This window comes from Streptomyces sp. NPDC047453 (assembly GCF_040643155.1).
Lineage (GTDB): Bacteria > Actinomycetota > Actinomycetes > Streptomycetales > Streptomycetaceae > Streptomyces.
The window spans coordinates 1-13,959 of the sequence record NZ_JBEYTS010000065.1 but is presented as its reverse complement, the minus strand read 5'-3'; the positions used below and the strand labels follow the sequence as shown (position 1 = coordinate 13,959).

Annotated in this window: 12 protein-coding genes and 3 pseudogenes; 6 read left to right on the top strand and 9 right to left on the bottom strand. The window is 70.1% G+C overall.

What is annotated here, in order from left to right; genetic code table 11:
- Nucleotides 1–138: 138 nt before the first annotated feature.
- The 5 genes and pseudogenes from ABZ818_RS33925 to ABZ818_RS33905 all read left to right on the top strand — a co-directional run bounded on the left by ABZ818_RS33925 (nucleotide 139) and on the right by ABZ818_RS33905 (nucleotide 3,954).
- A complete protein-coding gene (locus ABZ818_RS33925; RefSeq protein WP_361423336.1) occupies nucleotides 139–1,404 on the top strand; it encodes a LuxR C-terminal-related transcriptional regulator in 1,266 nt (421 codons plus the stop codon).
- A 303-nt stretch (nucleotides 1,405–1,707) separates the two neighbouring features.
- Nucleotides 1,708–2,607, top strand: a complete 900-nt coding sequence (locus tag ABZ818_RS33920) for an oxygenase MpaB family protein (protein ID WP_361423333.1) — start codon at nucleotides 1,708–1,710, stop codon at nucleotides 2,605–2,607.
- A 345-nt stretch (nucleotides 2,608–2,952) separates the two neighbouring features.
- Nucleotides 2,953–3,177, top strand: coding sequence for a hypothetical protein (locus ABZ818_RS33915; RefSeq protein ID WP_361423330.1), 225 nt, complete (start codon nucleotides 2,953–2,955; stop codon nucleotides 3,175–3,177).
- Nucleotides 3,178–3,321: 144 nt separating this feature from the next.
- A pseudogene (locus ABZ818_RS33910) lies at nucleotides 3,322–3,477 on the top strand (RNA polymerase subunit sigma-24); the annotation flags it as partial.
- A 177-nt stretch (nucleotides 3,478–3,654) separates the two neighbouring features.
- Nucleotides 3,655–3,954, top strand: coding sequence for a hypothetical protein (locus ABZ818_RS33905; protein ID WP_361423327.1), 300 nt, complete (start codon nucleotides 3,655–3,657; stop codon nucleotides 3,952–3,954).
- Between the two features lie 140 nt (nucleotides 3,955–4,094).
- Here ABZ818_RS33905 and ABZ818_RS33900 read toward each other — a convergent pair whose 3' ends face one another.
- The 5 genes from ABZ818_RS33900 to ABZ818_RS33880 all read right to left on the bottom strand — a co-directional run bounded on the left by ABZ818_RS33900 (nucleotide 4,095) and on the right by ABZ818_RS33880 (nucleotide 9,642).
- Nucleotides 4,095–5,540, bottom strand: coding sequence for a Gfo/Idh/MocA family oxidoreductase (locus ABZ818_RS33900; RefSeq protein ID WP_361423324.1), 1,446 nt, complete (start codon nucleotides 5,538–5,540; stop codon nucleotides 4,095–4,097).
- A gap of 352 nt (nucleotides 5,541–5,892) precedes the next feature.
- Complete coding sequence (locus ABZ818_RS33895; RefSeq protein ID WP_361423321.1) at nucleotides 5,893–7,341, bottom strand: glycosyltransferase 87 family protein; 1,449 nt, start codon at nucleotides 7,339–7,341, stop codon at nucleotides 5,893–5,895.
- Nucleotides 7,342–7,412: 71 nt separating this feature from the next.
- Nucleotides 7,413–8,267, bottom strand: coding sequence for a methyltransferase domain-containing protein (locus ABZ818_RS33890; RefSeq protein ID WP_361423318.1), 855 nt, complete (start codon nucleotides 8,265–8,267; stop codon nucleotides 7,413–7,415).
- Complete coding sequence (locus tag ABZ818_RS33885) at nucleotides 8,264–8,917, bottom strand: DUF2064 domain-containing protein (protein ID WP_361423315.1); 654 nt, start codon at nucleotides 8,915–8,917, stop codon at nucleotides 8,264–8,266. The genes ABZ818_RS33890 and ABZ818_RS33885 overlap by 4 nt, the downstream gene beginning before the upstream one ends.
- Entirely contained in the window at nucleotides 8,914–9,642 is a 729-nt protein-coding gene (locus ABZ818_RS33880; protein ID WP_361423312.1) for a glycosyltransferase family 2 protein, read from the bottom strand. Before ABZ818_RS33880 ends, ABZ818_RS33885 begins: the two co-directional genes overlap by 4 nt.
- Nucleotides 9,643–9,793: 151 nt before the next feature.
- Between ABZ818_RS33880 and ABZ818_RS33875 the strand changes: the two are divergent.
- A pseudogene (locus tag ABZ818_RS33875) lies at nucleotides 9,794–9,925 on the top strand (DNA-binding response regulator); the annotation flags it as partial.
- A 292-nt stretch (nucleotides 9,926–10,217) separates the two neighbouring features.
- Here ABZ818_RS33875 and ABZ818_RS33870 read toward each other — a convergent pair.
- The 4 genes and pseudogenes from ABZ818_RS33870 to tnpA all read right to left on the bottom strand — a co-directional run bounded on the left by ABZ818_RS33870 (nucleotide 10,218) and on the right by tnpA (nucleotide 13,703).
- Nucleotides 10,218–11,270 carry an NAD-dependent epimerase/dehydratase family protein gene (locus ABZ818_RS33870; protein WP_361423309.1) on the bottom strand — a complete coding sequence of 351 codons (1,053 nt, stop codon included), beginning with the start codon at nucleotides 11,268–11,270 and terminating at the stop codon, nucleotides 10,218–10,220.
- A gap of 276 nt (nucleotides 11,271–11,546) precedes the next feature.
- Nucleotides 11,547–11,972: a hypothetical protein gene (locus ABZ818_RS33865; protein ID WP_361423306.1), complete on the bottom strand. Its 426-nt coding sequence runs from the start codon at nucleotides 11,970–11,972 to the stop codon at nucleotides 11,547–11,549.
- Nucleotides 11,969–13,066 (bottom strand): molybdopterin-dependent oxidoreductase, encoded by a 1,098-nt coding sequence (locus tag ABZ818_RS33860; RefSeq protein ID WP_361423303.1) that lies wholly within the window; start codon nucleotides 13,064–13,066, stop codon nucleotides 11,969–11,971. Before ABZ818_RS33860 ends, ABZ818_RS33865 begins: the two co-directional genes overlap by 4 nt.
- A 263-nt stretch (nucleotides 13,067–13,329) precedes the next feature.
- Nucleotides 13,330–13,703, bottom strand: a pseudogene (gene tnpA / locus ABZ818_RS33855) (IS200/IS605 family transposase).
- Between the last annotated feature and the right edge of the window lie 256 nt (nucleotides 13,704–13,959).

The following is a 13,959-nucleotide window of genomic DNA, read 5'->3' as shown; positions in this document are numbered from 1 at the left end:
TCGTTCGTGGATACAAGCGCATGCAATCCGGTGCATGCCTCAGCGAACCTAACCCTGTGGTGATCAACGGCAGCCTGGTCTTGTGGATGGGAAATCCTCGACCTTCGAACAGTGGGTGGAGAGTGTAGGGTCGATGGAATGCCAGCTCAGCAGGCCTCAACCGGTGGTCTTCTCACGCTGCGGGATGTCATCGACGGCCCGTTGCACGACATCGCTCCCCGTTTCTCCCGGCTCCTGTCCCACCGGTGGCCGCACGCAGCGCTCGTGATCTTCACTCGCGAGTGCACGGGACGTCCGCGTAAGGTCGCCGGAGCCGCCGATCTGATCCACAAGGTCACCATCGATGAGCTCGAAGACCTCAAGCGGGTCGTCGAGCCGGGCCGGGCGCTGAGCACCACTGCCGGGATCGGTGGTGCTCAGCGCTCGGTGTGGACGGTGCGGGACCGGGGGGACACGCTGCTCCTGCTCGTTCCGCAGGGTTCTCAGAGGCCGGTCCCGTATCCGGCCGAGCTGTCAGCGGTCTTCGGCATCGTGGCAACGTCGATCCGGCAGCAGGTCGCCCAGGCCAGTCCCGACTACCTGGCAGAGTCCCGTGCCGCGTCCAGCGAACGGGCGCGCACCATCACGGAGATGGTGGCTGCACACGAAACCTCGCTCGTGGCCGTTCTGTCCACGCTGCGCTCGTCCGGACTCGATGACGCCAGGGCGCGACTGGCTGCCACCGATACGGCGTCCGCCGCGTTGATCGCGTTGCGTTCCACGCAGAAGTCCGACCAGGAGTTGTCGCAGGAGACTGCCCATGCGGCCTTCGCGACGCTGCGCAAGGACCTCCGGCAGATGCTGCGCCATCACGAGGCGCACATCGAGTTCGTGGCCCCGCCGAAGGACGGACGGCCTCTGCCGGGCGAGATCGCCTACGCGGCACGCGCGATGACGCGCGCCACCGTGCTGGCCTTCATCGCCCAGCCTGACCTGACTCGCCTGCGCATCGCCTGGAGCTGCCCGGGCGCCTCGCTTGTGGTCGACGTACGTGACCAGGAGTCCGGGAAACTCGACGTGCCGGCCCTGCATCGGCAACTCGAGGGCCGGGCACAGACATTGGGTGCCGCGGTCACCCTGGAAGCGGTCCCCGGATGGGGCAGCCACGCGACAATCGGCCTCCCTCTCGAGCCTCCCGCCAATCGGAGCGATGAGACGCGTCTGGCAGCCCTCAACCGCCGCGAGCGCGAGGTGCTCCACCTGGTCGCCCAGGGCAGACGCAACAAGGCGATCGCGGCCGAGCTCGGCATCACGGAGAGCACCGTTAAGTTCCACGTCGCAGGCCTGCTGCGAAAACTGGACGTGACCTCGCGCGGAGAGGCAGCCGCACTCGCCGCCGGCACCAACCTGGGTGCACCCCATTAGACCGGACCGGACGCCGCACGGTCCCGGCCGACGCGCAACCGCGGCGAGCGCGCCCCGGTCTCCGGGCGCGGGCCGGCTGCCGCAGCTCGGTGCGCGCCGCCGGCACCGAGGGGACGGTCTTCCAGTAGGGCTGCCACCACAGACTTACGGACAGGCGCAGCAGGCGGCGACGCAGGGCCGTGGTGTCACACGTGGTGCGGGCGGAAGCATGGTCGGGGTCGTGGCCACCCCCCGGGCCGTCGTCGCGTCGACCGGAGAGAATGGTGATGCTGGGGCGGTTTGCATCGGATCGCGGAGGTATTTGTGGGGCTGAGGACCCGGATCGCCGAGGAACTCAAGGCGACCGTGCATGGTGGGGACCTCAAACTGGAGCGGTACGAGGGTCCGGCCGGTGATCCCGGGCTGCTCGGGATCGTCCCGGGTGATCCTGCCTGGCGGGTGCACGGGCATCCGACCGGCATGCTCATCGGCGGGTTCGCGGCGCTGATGCTCCAGTCACTGCACCCTCTGGCCATGGCCGGGGTCGACCAGTACTCGGATTTCCGGTCCGACCCGGTCGGCCGGCTCATCGGCACCGCGCGGTTCGTCACCACGACGACCTTCGGCTCCGCGCCGGCCGCGCACGAGGCGATCGCCCTGGTGCGTCGGATTCACACCCGGGTGCGCGGCACCGCCCCGGACGGCCGGCCCTACCGCGCGGACGACCCCGAACTGCTGACCTGGGTGCACATCGCGGAGGTGCGCTGCTTCCTGGTGGGTTACCAGACGTACGCGCCTCAGCGGTTGCGGCTGACGCCTGCCGAGTGCGACGCCTACTACCGCCAGGTCGCCCCGGTCGCCGAGATGCTGGGCGCGGAGAAGGTGCCGTGCGACACTCAGGAGGTCGAGCACTACCTGGACCGCATACGCCCCCAACTCCGTGCCACCCGAGCCGCGTCGGACTCCGTGCGGTTTCTCCGGGGCTTCGGCCGGACCGGACGTGAGCGGCTGGTCGTGCGTCTGTTGATGAATGCCGCGGTCGGGCTCCTTCCGGACTGGGGGCGGGTCGAACTCGGCATACGTCGTCCGGCGGCGGTCCGCTCCTGCTGGGACCGGCCGGTGGCGACGGTGGTCGGCCGCACGATCGAATGGGCACGCGGTCCTTCCGAGATCCAAGCCGCCGCGCAGCGCCGCTTGGCCTCGGTGCCGCCGGTGGATGCCTGACGGGTGACGCGGCGGTTGTATGCCGCTGTGCCGAATCGCACTTCTTCATGGTTCGTTGCCTGGCAGATGCGCGGCGCCGACGCCCGCACGCGACCGGCATAGGGACCGGGTCAACCACCGCACGGCGGCCACCGAGCGTGCGGCGGCCGCTTCCTTGCGTGATATCGGAGAGCCTGGCCTGGCCGCCACCCTCGGTGACACAGCCGGTTGGCCATGGGCGACGTCGGAGGCCAGGTCTTCCGCACCATCCACGTCGCCCCCAAGACGGTGGCCCGATACTGCGCGGGTACCTCGACTGCTCCACGCCGCGATGCGTCCCGCACGGCCCGGCCGCAAGATGGTGGCATGGCTGCTCGTGTGATCGTGAACCCGCCCGGGGAGGGCGGCGGCCGGCAGGTGCGTACCGACGGGACCATCCTCGGAACGGCGTACAGCCTGCACGACCTGTCAGTCTTCATGGCGCGGGCCGGCCTGGAAGGCCTGGACGAACTGGACGAACTGGACGTGGCGATGTCGCCCCTGGTGGAGTGGCACGGCGGCGGGCCCGAGGTGTGGCCGGCGACGGATTGACACTGGAACGGCCCTTCCCTTGCGGAGACGGACCTGAGACTTGTCGTGGCCGTGGCCTCGCACCGCTCAGTCCTCCACTTCGATTGAGAACATCTCGCCGCCGGCGAAGTGCTACTTCCGCGCATGAAGATCCGAAGGTGGGCCGGCCGCATCGTGTTCAGCGGCCTGGGACGCGTGATCGCCACCGTCACCTTCGACTTCAACGCCGACGGCCGCATCACCGCCCTCCACAACATGGCCAACCCTGACAAACTGCGGGCCGTCGCCGGCGGCACCGCTTACGACGTCGGCACGCGGTGAGCGTGGCCACCGCGTGCCGCCCCGGACGCAAGCGGGCTGTTCAGCTCGGCGACTGCCTCGGGAGACGGCGTGAAGTCGCGACGGACGTTCTCCGCTCGCCCAGACGCAGTGGCGTACCGGCCGCCGTCGCTCCGCCAGCCGTCCACCGGAGCCGACCTGTCGGCCCGTTATGAACGCATGGGCGACCGGCTCGCGGTCAGTGGCACGGCTTTCCGGGAGGTGCTCGTTGACGATCTGGCCCAGTTCTCGGACTCCTTTCTCGAGCACCTCGGCGGCCTGGCCCGCGATCCTGCGGACGACGCCCGGGTCCTGCTGCTGCGTCGCGAGATCGTCACCGACTTCGTCCCTGCTGAACAGGACGGCGAGAAGCAGCCGGTGCTCGTCCTCGATCACATGGGAGACCCGGCTGTTCTCACGGAGCTGTTCTCGCGGTTCACGCAGGGCGATGCCGGCATCGGGGTGCTCCACGCCGACTGAGTGACTGACGCTGTCGAGGCGGGCCCGTAGCCCGACGAGCTCGGCCGCGATGCGTGCTCAGAGGACCTGAGGTAGTTGTCGCAGGCCCGGTGCGCCACTTCGCGCCGGGCCTGCGGCTCGGTCTCACCTCACTGTGAGTGTCACCCCTCCGGCTTCTGCGAGTCCACGCCCGAGCGTGCCTTCTCCCACAGGCCCCGGGTGAAATCGGGGATCGGCTGGGGCGCGCCGTTCGCCTTGATCGATGCATGGCTGAGCGGCACCGGCGATGTCCAGGTCGCCGCGTCGTACACATCGAAGTCGGGCACCAGGCCGAGCCGCATGCACTGCATCAGGCGGAACACCATGATGTAGTCCATACCGCCGTGCCCGCCGGGCGGGTTGGAGTGCTCCTTCCAGAGCCAGTGGTCCCAGTCGGAGTACTTCGAGAAGTCGCCCCAGCTGTCGTTGGTGTGGTCCGGCTCTATATAGATGCGCGCGGGGTAGTCCTCGAAGACACCCTTCGTGCCGCCGAGGCTGTTGATCCGCGAGTAGGGGTGTGGTGTGGAGACATCGTGCTCCAGCCGGATCACCCGCCCCTTCGCCGTCTGGACGAGGCTGATCGTGCGGTCGCTCTCGATGTACGTCTCCTTCCAGCTCGGGTCGCCGTGCGGCATCTTGGCCTCGCGGTACTCGGCGAGCCCCAACGAGGGCGTCCCGAAGCTGGAGATGTGGGTGACGCGGTCACCACGGTTGATGTCCATGTAGTTGGCGACCGGGCCGAACCCGTGATTCGGGTAGAGGTCGCCGCGCAGCCGTGTGTGCCACAGCCGCCGCCACGGACCCTCGTAATAGTTCGGATCGAACATCAGACCGCGCAGATCGTGGATGTACGCGCCGGCGCCGTGCAGGAGCCGCCCGAACTTCCCGGCATGCGCCATGCGCAGCACCCGCATCTCATTACGGCCGTAGCAGCAGTTCTCCAACTGCATGCAGTGCCGTCGCGTGCGCTCGGACAGGTCGACCAGCTCCCACAGCTGATCGAGCTGGAGGGCGATCGGGCACTCCACACCGACGTGCTTTCCGTTCCGCATCGCCGTCTTCGCCATCTCGAAGTGCCAGTCCCACGGCGTCGCCACGTACACGAAGTCGATGTCGCCGCGCTTGCACAGGTTCTCGAAGTCGTCCTGGCCCTTCGTGTACGTCGCGGGCGCAGGCTGGCCCGCGTCCGACACCTTCTTCGCGGCTCTCGCGGTCTTCTCCTTGACCGGATCGCACAGAGCGACGACCTGGACGCCAGGCATCGCCAGAAACAGGTCGATCATGCCGCCGCCGCGGTTGCCAAGCCCGATCATGCCGACCCGCACAGTTCCCCGTCGTTCGAACGGCACCCCGATCATCGTCTCGCCCTTACGGGCGGGTGCCGCGTCGGTGGCCTGGTCGGCGGCGAGAGAGGCCACAGTCCGGGCGTCGTCGGCGTGTGCCGTGCCACCGGTCAAGGCGCCAAGGCCAAGGCCCGCTCCGGCGATGCCGACACCACGCAGCATCGCGCGCCGAGAGTAGCCATCGGCGGAGTCGTCAGGGACCGGTGTCGCGTTCTCGTCGTGCATCGGACCTCCGTCGCTGGATGGGTTCGCTGCAAGCGCTTGCTACCCTGCGGGAGGTACGACGGATACTCAAGAGGCAAGACAGTTGGACTTTTTGGCATCGTCGCCTAGCTTGATTCTGTCGGGTCTTGGACTTTTCCGGTGCGGCAACATGATCGGTTGGCATGTTCGGAGCTGTTTCGAAGGTCGATGCAGTTGTCGAGGTGCCCGTTGGTCCCTGGCCTGGCTCTCCACCACCCTCGATCCCGCCGGCCTGGGTCCGAATGCGCCAACCGAAGGGCCTCGTAAGGGGGCTACGCGGCAACGGCAGCGAGGCACCGGCGACTGCACCGATTCCCGCGCCGATCACCGCTCGCTACTTGTGAACGGTGGGATCAGTAGTTGCTTGCCGCCCCGATCGGACAGCAGTCGGTGCTGAGCGGTGGCGTCGCTTCAACAGTCGTTGTGCCGGAGCGGCGCGCAGGCAGGCGGCGAGTGCGACGACGGCGGCCGCCGTGCCGTACGCCCATGCCTGAAGGGGGAAGTCTGGAAGCAAGGGGTTGGCGAGATAGAGGACGGTTCCGGCCAAGGTGACGGTCAGCCACTCCCAGCGGCCGTCGAGGGCCACGAGGGCGACCACGAGCAGGGAATACCAAGGGTAGTTGGGTGAGATCAGGAGCAGCGCGGTGCCGGTGAGCAGCAGGGCGCCGTGCCAGGGACGAGCGGGGTCTCCCCGCAGCCACACATAGAGCGCGGTCAAGGCGAGCAGCACGACCGCGGCAACGCCCGCGGCGTCGTCCGGCAGCAGAAGGCGCAGCAGGGCGAAGCGTCGTACGTCTCCGGTTTCGTAGCCCTCCTCCTGGAGGTAGCCGGGCAGGTAGCCGAGCACGCCGGCACCGGAGGCCACGACGTAGGGCAGGTAGACCAGCGCGACTGCGGCGACCGCTGCCGATGCCACGCGGACGATGCGGGCCGGGCTGCGCTGCCCCGACAACGCGCCGGGCAGAGCGAGGACGGGCAGGACCTTCACGGCGATCGCGGCGCCGAGGAGTGCACCGCGACGGGTCCCGGCGGTGGCGGTGCCCAGGGCGAGGACGGTGAGCAGGACGCCGAGGGTGTCGATGTGGGCGTTGTTGACCGCTTCGAACGGGACGGCCGGGCACCAGGCCCACAGCGCGGCCCGGGCCGGGGCCCGCTGCGGATCACCACGCCGGCGCAGCACGGTGAGCAGGGTGAGGGTGGTGCCGAACGCCAGGGCGGCACCTCCGATCTGGAGCGGCTTGTGGCGGCTGCCGGGCGGGGAGAGGGCGTGGACGGTGAGGAACCAGCCCTCCGCGACAGGCGGGTAGATGGTGGGCACGGTGGGGCGGTTGATACGGACGCACAGCCCGGTGTCGGTGCGGTGCAGGCCCCAGCCCTTGCAGGAACTCTGGGTGGGGAAGAGCCAGTTGTCGCGCAGGCCGGCGAGCTGCGGTGCGGCGGGCGGATGGGCGTAGGGGGAGATGCCGGCGGCCTGGACGCGGCCGTCCCAGGCGTAGCGGAACATGTCGTCGCTGGTGCGAGGCGGGGCGACGAGGGCCGCGACGGCGACGGCGGCCGCACCTGCCAGGACCAGAACGCTCGCCGCGCGTGCCGGGACCTTGCGCACGGCCCATGCGGCGGCGGCGAACAGCACCCAGGCTATGGCGTACCCGGCAAGGAGGCGGCCTGGGTTGCTCTGGTTGTCGCCGGCGCGGACGGTGTCGGCGACGACGGCGGTGAGTGAGGCGAGGAGCACGACGGTGACGGCGATGCGCGCCCGCGCACGACCGGTGGTGCGGCTCATGGGCACGGCAGGGTGACCGGGCGGGGGCTCGGCCCGCCCGGAAGGCGACCGGCGAGAGGTGAGGGCATCCGTCATGGCTGGTCGGTTCCTCCGGTGTCCGGGGAATGCGTGTCGAGGTCCTTCGATGGGCGGTGCAGTTCGACAAAGGGGCGGTTGTCAGCGGTCCAGCAGTTGGTGAGGATCCAGCCGGCGGCGGTGGCGGCGTGCAGCAGGGCGGTGGTGCCCAGGCGGGCCCAAGGGAAGGAGGGGCCGTGACGGCCGTGGGCGTCCTCGACGCGGACGGTGAGGCGTTCGTCCACGTCGTGTGAGGTGGCCTCGGCCAGCAGGCGCCCGCCGGGTACGACAAGGGCGCGCAGGCGGGTGAGCAGGGCGGTCGGATCGCCGCCGATGCCGATGTTGCCGTCCATCAGGAGCAGGGTGGCCCAGCGGCCTTCGCCGGGCAGGAGTGCGAAGACGGAGCGTCGTACGGCCGCTCCTCCCCGGCGCCGGGTCCGGGCGATGGCGGCGGGGCTGACGTCCACTCCCAGCGCCCGTACGCCGTGGGCAGCGAGCGCAGCCACCATGCGTCCCGGTCCGCAGCCGACGTCCAGAACGGGCCCGTGGCAGCGGTGCAGCACGTCCAGGTCGGCGGCATCGGGGGGAGCGCACCAGCGTTCGATATCGAGCGGGAGCAGTTCCCCTGAACCGCCGCGGCCGTCCGGATGTGCCGGTGGCGACAGGCGGCGTAGGTGGAGCGGGCCGTGGCCGGTGCGCAGTGCGTGTGTGTAGGGATCGTGGGTCCACGGCTCGCCTGGTACCCCGGGCGCAAACCGGTCGGCGGGCCGAGTCGACGGGTGGAGTCCTGCAGACTGGACCATCTGTGTCTGGGGGTGGCCCGGCGAGGCCGACTCGGCCGGTTCGGCGACGACGGGCTCCGCGGCGCTCACCGTGCGGCCTCCGCCCGGCCGAGGGCGGCGGCGAAACGCGAGCCGGGCGGGCAGCAAGCGGCGACCTCGGCGGCGTCGGCGGCGGTGTCCACGTCACGCAGCACCGCCAGGTCGGCGACCTTCAGCCCCGCCGTGGTGAGCCGGGCGCGCTGGATCGCTCCGGTGTGGTCGGTGGACATCGGTACGCCCCGTACGAGGGTTTTGGCGCGGGCCGGCTCCGCGAGGCCGAGTGCCCAGAACCCGCCGTCGGCGGCCGGACCGAACCAGGCGTCGTGGCGGTCGCGGCCGACCCCGGCGAGGTGGTCCGGGGTCAACTGCGGGGTGTCCATGCCGACGAGCAGGGCGGGCCCATGGCCGCAGTGTGCGAAGGCGGCGGCGATCCGCTCGTCCAGAGCGCCGGAGACCTGCGGAACGACATCGAAGCCGGGCGGCAGCCACGGGCCGGGACAGCCGTCGAGGACGAGGAGGCGGCGGTGGGCGGGAACCTGGAGCACCGTGTGAAGCGTGTCGGTGAGGGCGGCCTCGGCCAGGGCGGCCGCCTCGTGTGGCGTGTAGGGCGGGGTGAGCCGGGTTTTGACTCGCCCGGGGACGGGCTCCTTGGCGATGACCAGCAGCGTGAGCGGCTCCGTGACCGCGTGCCCGGCGCTCATCGTCCGGTTCCCGCGGCACTCGCGCCGGCGGCCGGTGCGGTGACGGGGGGTTCGGCGAGGACGGCCCGCATGTCGCGTACGGCCTGCCAGGTGCCGCGCCAGGTGCCGGTGACCTTGGAGCGGCCGGTGCGCGGGCTGTACGGCACCTCCCTCTCCGCCACCCGCCAGCCCGCGTCGGCGGCGCGGACCACCATCTGCAGCGGGTAGCCGGAGCGCCGGTCGGTCAGACCGAGGGCCAGCAGGGCCCCTCGACGGGCGGCGCGCATCGGGCCGAGGTCGTGCAGGCGCAGTCCGGTGCGCTGCCGGATCATCTGGGCCAGCGCCAGGTTGGCCATCCTTGCGTGCGGGGGCCAGGCTCGGGGGGTGGTGGGTCGGCGTCGGCCCAGGACCAGGTCGGCCGAGCCGTCGAGGACGGGCCCGGTGACGGCGGGCAGCAGAGTGGGGTCGAGGGAGGCGTCGCAGTCGCAGAAGCAGACGACGTCGGCTGTGGCCGCGGTCAGCCCGGCGTGGCAGGCGGCGCCGAAGCCGCGGCGCTGCTCGTGCACCACATGCGCGCCGAGGGCGCGGGCGATGTCCGCCGAGTTGTCGGTGGAGCCGTTGTCGACGACGATTGCGCGCCAGCCCGAGGGGATGCGGTCCAGCACCCACGGCAGGGCCTCGGCCTCGTCGAGGCAGGGCAGCACCACGTCAACGGGAGCAGGTGGAGGGAGGTGTGTCTCAATCACCTCACTCACCCTACGGACACAAAACAGGCATAAGGGATTTGGTGACCTTACGGATTGCTGACGTCCGCCGCCCCTCCCTCGGACGGCCGAACGCCGGTGCGAGACTCGGCGGTGTGAAACGCGTACTCGTCGTGGACGACGACGCGACCGTCTCCGAGGCATGGACGGGTTGGAGGTGTGCCGCCGTATCCGGCAGGACAGCCCGCTGCCGGTGATCACGCTGACGGCACGCGGCGACGAGGAGGACTGCATCCTCGGCTTGGAGGTCGCGGACGACTACGTCCGCCCGCCACGCTATCCGAAACGCCACGAACTCGCCCTGGCCATCTGAGAGTTTCGTCCGCCGGAGTTCTTCCTGCGCCACGGCAGGCGACGAGCCGGGAGGAACTGATGCGCCCGGGTGTCCCGGCGAGCACGTGCTGGGCCGCAGCGTGGTGAAGGGGAGCCGGGCCCTGACCGAAGCCACCCGCGTCCTCGGGGACGACGGCCGCTTCGCACCACCCGCCATCGCACCCACGGCCGAACTTGCCGCACTCAGCCGCGAACTCGCTGCTGGGGCCGGCCGTGATGACGGGTCACCCGGCGCGCAGCGGTGCCGCCGCGAACTCCGCCATTCCTTTCGTGAAGGCGACCTGCGACTTCCAGCCCAACTCGTTGCGCAACCGTTCGGAGGAAGCCGTGATGTGGCGGACGTCGCCGAGCCGGTACTCCCCCGTCACGACCGGCATCGGCCCGGCATACGCCACGGCGAGCGCGGTCGCCATCTCCCCCACCGTGTGCGGCTCGCCGCTGCCCACGTTGTACGCCCGCAGGGTGCCGTCCGGAAGACCGTCCGCCCCGGTCAGGGCAGTGAGGTTGGCTGCGGCCACGTCCCGGACGTGGACGAAATCCCGCCGCTGCCCACCGTCCTCGAACACCCGCGGCGACTCGCCACGCCCGAGTGCGGAGCGAAAGAGGGAGGCGACGCCGGCGTACGGGGTGTCGCGCGGCATCCCGGGCCCGTAGACGTTGTGGTACCGCAGCGCGGCAACCCGCCCGCCGACCGCCCGTGCCCACGCAGCGGCGAGGTGCTCCTGGGCGAGCTTGGTGGCCGCGTACACGTTGCGCGGGTCGGCCGGCGCGTCCTCCTCGACCAGCCCCGGGGCAAGCGGCTCACCACACTGGAGGCAGGGCGGTTCGAAGCGGCCCGCCTCCAGGTCGTCCACCCGGCGCGGCCCCGGCCGGACGACGCCGTGGCGGGGGCATTCGTAGCGCCCTTCGCCATAGACCACCATCGAACTCGCCAGCACCAGGCGGCGCACCCGGGATTCGGCCATGCCGGCCAGCAGTACGGCGGTACCGAGGTCGTTGCAGCCGACGTAGTCGGGTGCGTCGGCGAAGTCCTTGCCGAGCCCGACCATCGCGGCTTGGTGGCAGACGGCGTCGACACCACGCAAGGCGTCAGCAACAGCCTCTGTGTCGCGGACGTCGGCATGCCGCCAGTCCACCCCCTCGGGAATCGACGGGGCGACGCGGTGCGCGGCGGGCAGCAGGGCGTCGATCACGCGCACCTCGTGCCCGGCGCCGGTGAGGGCGGTGACGACGTGCGAGCCGATGAAGCCCGCGCCTCCGGTGACCAGGATCAGCATGGTGACGACGGTAGGGCCACACATGCGGACACGGACCCATGCGGCCCCGCCACGTCAGAGATTCGTAAGGCGGATTACTCCGGACCGGGATGCGCCCGGTCGTGACGTCACCACCGTCAGCAAGCCACCGTCAGCCGGTACACCCCCGCCCGGCCCAGTTCGTCACCGGTCGCAAACAGCCGCCCCGCCACCCCGTGCATGCCGTGGTCGCCACCCTTCCGGCGGAAACGTGTAAGACCCCTGCAGGAAGGCGAGACGTACGGCCAGTCGGCGGATTCAGGACGGCGGACGGCGCCGATGCCGGCCGAATCCACGCGCTGCGAGGGCGAGCATGGTGACCGTGGCCACCGCCAGCAGCGTGAACAGCCAGTTGCGCGGATAGTCCAGCGGCAGGACCGAGGAGTTGGCCGTGGGTCCCGGACGCAGCAGCACCGGCAGGGCCACGGCCGTCAACGCGCCCGCGACCAGCAGTGCCCCGCGGACGGGTCCTCGCACGCCGCCGCGGACCAGGACCAACCCGGCGAGCAGCACGAGCGGCGCGATGAGCACGTCGTGCAGGACCAGGGCCCCGCCGAGCCAGACCAGGACGTCCATCGGGTCGGGTACGTCCAGCAGCAAGGACGCGCCCACGCCCATCAGCGCCAGTCCGGCCACGCCGGCGAGCACCCGCGTCACGCTCACCCTCACATGCCTCGGCTTCATGACAGCACCTCCAGTCGGCCAACCCACTTGGTCTGCAGCACGCCGGGCCGGTTCGGTGCGATGAGGCGGGCCGGATAGCCGTGGTCGGGAGTGAGTTCCTGCCCGTTCAGGCGCAGCGCGAGCAGGGTGAGCGGGTCGCGGGCGTATTCATGTCCCATCTCGGAAACCCGATAGGCGCCGCGGAATTGCAACGACACCACCCGCACGCGCGCATGCGACGGGGCGCCGGCCCGGTCCAGCAGGTCCGCCACGCGCACGCCGGCCCAGTGCGCCGACTTGCTCCAGCCCTCCACGCAGGCGATCGGCAGTTCCACCTCGCGCTGCGGCAGACCGCGCAGTTCTGCCAGCGTCAGCGTGTAGGGCCGTGGCCCGTCCACCACCAGACGGTAGGAGTCATCAGGTATCCGGCCGACGCCGGCCGCAGCCGCGGTCCGGTTGACCGGCAGGCCCTGCGGGCCGTGGTCCGGGTGGCGGGGCGCGAGCAGATCGAGCCTCTTCAGCGGGGTGAAGGACTGGCCGACCGTGGTCAGCGTGACCGCGCCGACCGCCGCTGCCACCGCGGCCAGCAGTGAGCGCCGGTCGAACGCATCCTCGGCGGGCAGAGCGAGTGTTCCGGGCGACCGTCGGCTCCAGTGCGCCTTGATCTCGGGTGCTTTCACCGCGATGTGCAGCACCAGCGCCCCGGCCACCAGCCAGGCCACCGCGTAATGCACGGGCACGAACGAGAACGGCCACGGATACCACTGCACCGTGTTCAGCAGCCCGGTGCCCAACTCGAACACGGCTCCCGCCACCAGCACCCCGAGCGACAGCCGCTCCAGTGCGTGCAGCACCGATCGCACGGGCGGCCAGGCGAACAGTCGCGGGTACACCGCCCACAGCTTGGCCAGCAGCAGGGGAATGGCTGCGATGCCGGAAGCGACGTGCAGGCCCTGGGTGAGCCGGTAGCCCCACACCGGACGGCTCGGCAGTTCGTTGGCCAGCAAGCCCGGCGGATGCTGGAGGAAGTGGCTGAGCAGTCCGGTGACGAAGCACACCGCGAACGCCAGGCCCAGCCACCGCCCGATCGAGGTCGCCGTGCGGGCGTCGTGCATTCGCCCCCTGAACACCGGCGGACGGAGCGAACGCGATCTCATGCCTTCCATCACAGCCGCCGCGAGCTCGCAACGGAATGTCCGAATCCTTACGGAAGACGGACATCACGTCCGGCATCCAGCAGCGACGACCGCAACGAGCGCCGGTCACCGCCCTGCGCACCGTCGAGCTCAGTGCCCTGGCGGCTTACCGGGACTCTTGCATAAAGCCCCGGCGTTCACGCCGGGGATGAATGCATCTCAAGGCTGCTCTGACGTGCACTTTAGAGCGGGCGTTTTTGCTGCTCGATGTGCTGGCGGAGGATCGCCAATGGTGATCCTCCGCATGATGCGGAGAAATACGAGGGTGACCACAGGTGTCCGTGCATGATCGCGCGGTTGATCCGGCCGGTGAACTCTCCCCCAGCCTTCGGCCGGGAGGTACCCCCAGCCGTATCCGGCGAGCGGAGACGCCCTTGAGAGAGTTGACCAGTTTCGAGACGGCGACCTGGGGCGGGTAGTTGATCAGCAGGTGGACGTGATCACGTTCGCCGTTGAACTCCTTCAGTTCCGCTTCGAAGTCCTCGCACACCTTGCGCATGATCTCTTCGCAGCGCGTCAGCATCTCGTCGTCGAACACTCCGCGTCACAAATGCATCGCCGAAACAACGTGCCTGCCACGCCTTTAGTTGTTCCGCCCATTCCATGGGGCCAATCGGAGTAGCGTCCTGGTTGTGCAGCTCCGCTACAACTACCGGGCCTATCCGGACGCCTCCCAGCGGCGTTCTCGACGACGGCCGAACGCTGACCCTCTGACGACGGATCAAAAGTGACCCACTTGGTGATCTTCGTCTGACTCTGGCCTTGGTGATCAAGGTCAGGAGGGAAGGTGATCCTCGTGGAGGACTGGGCAG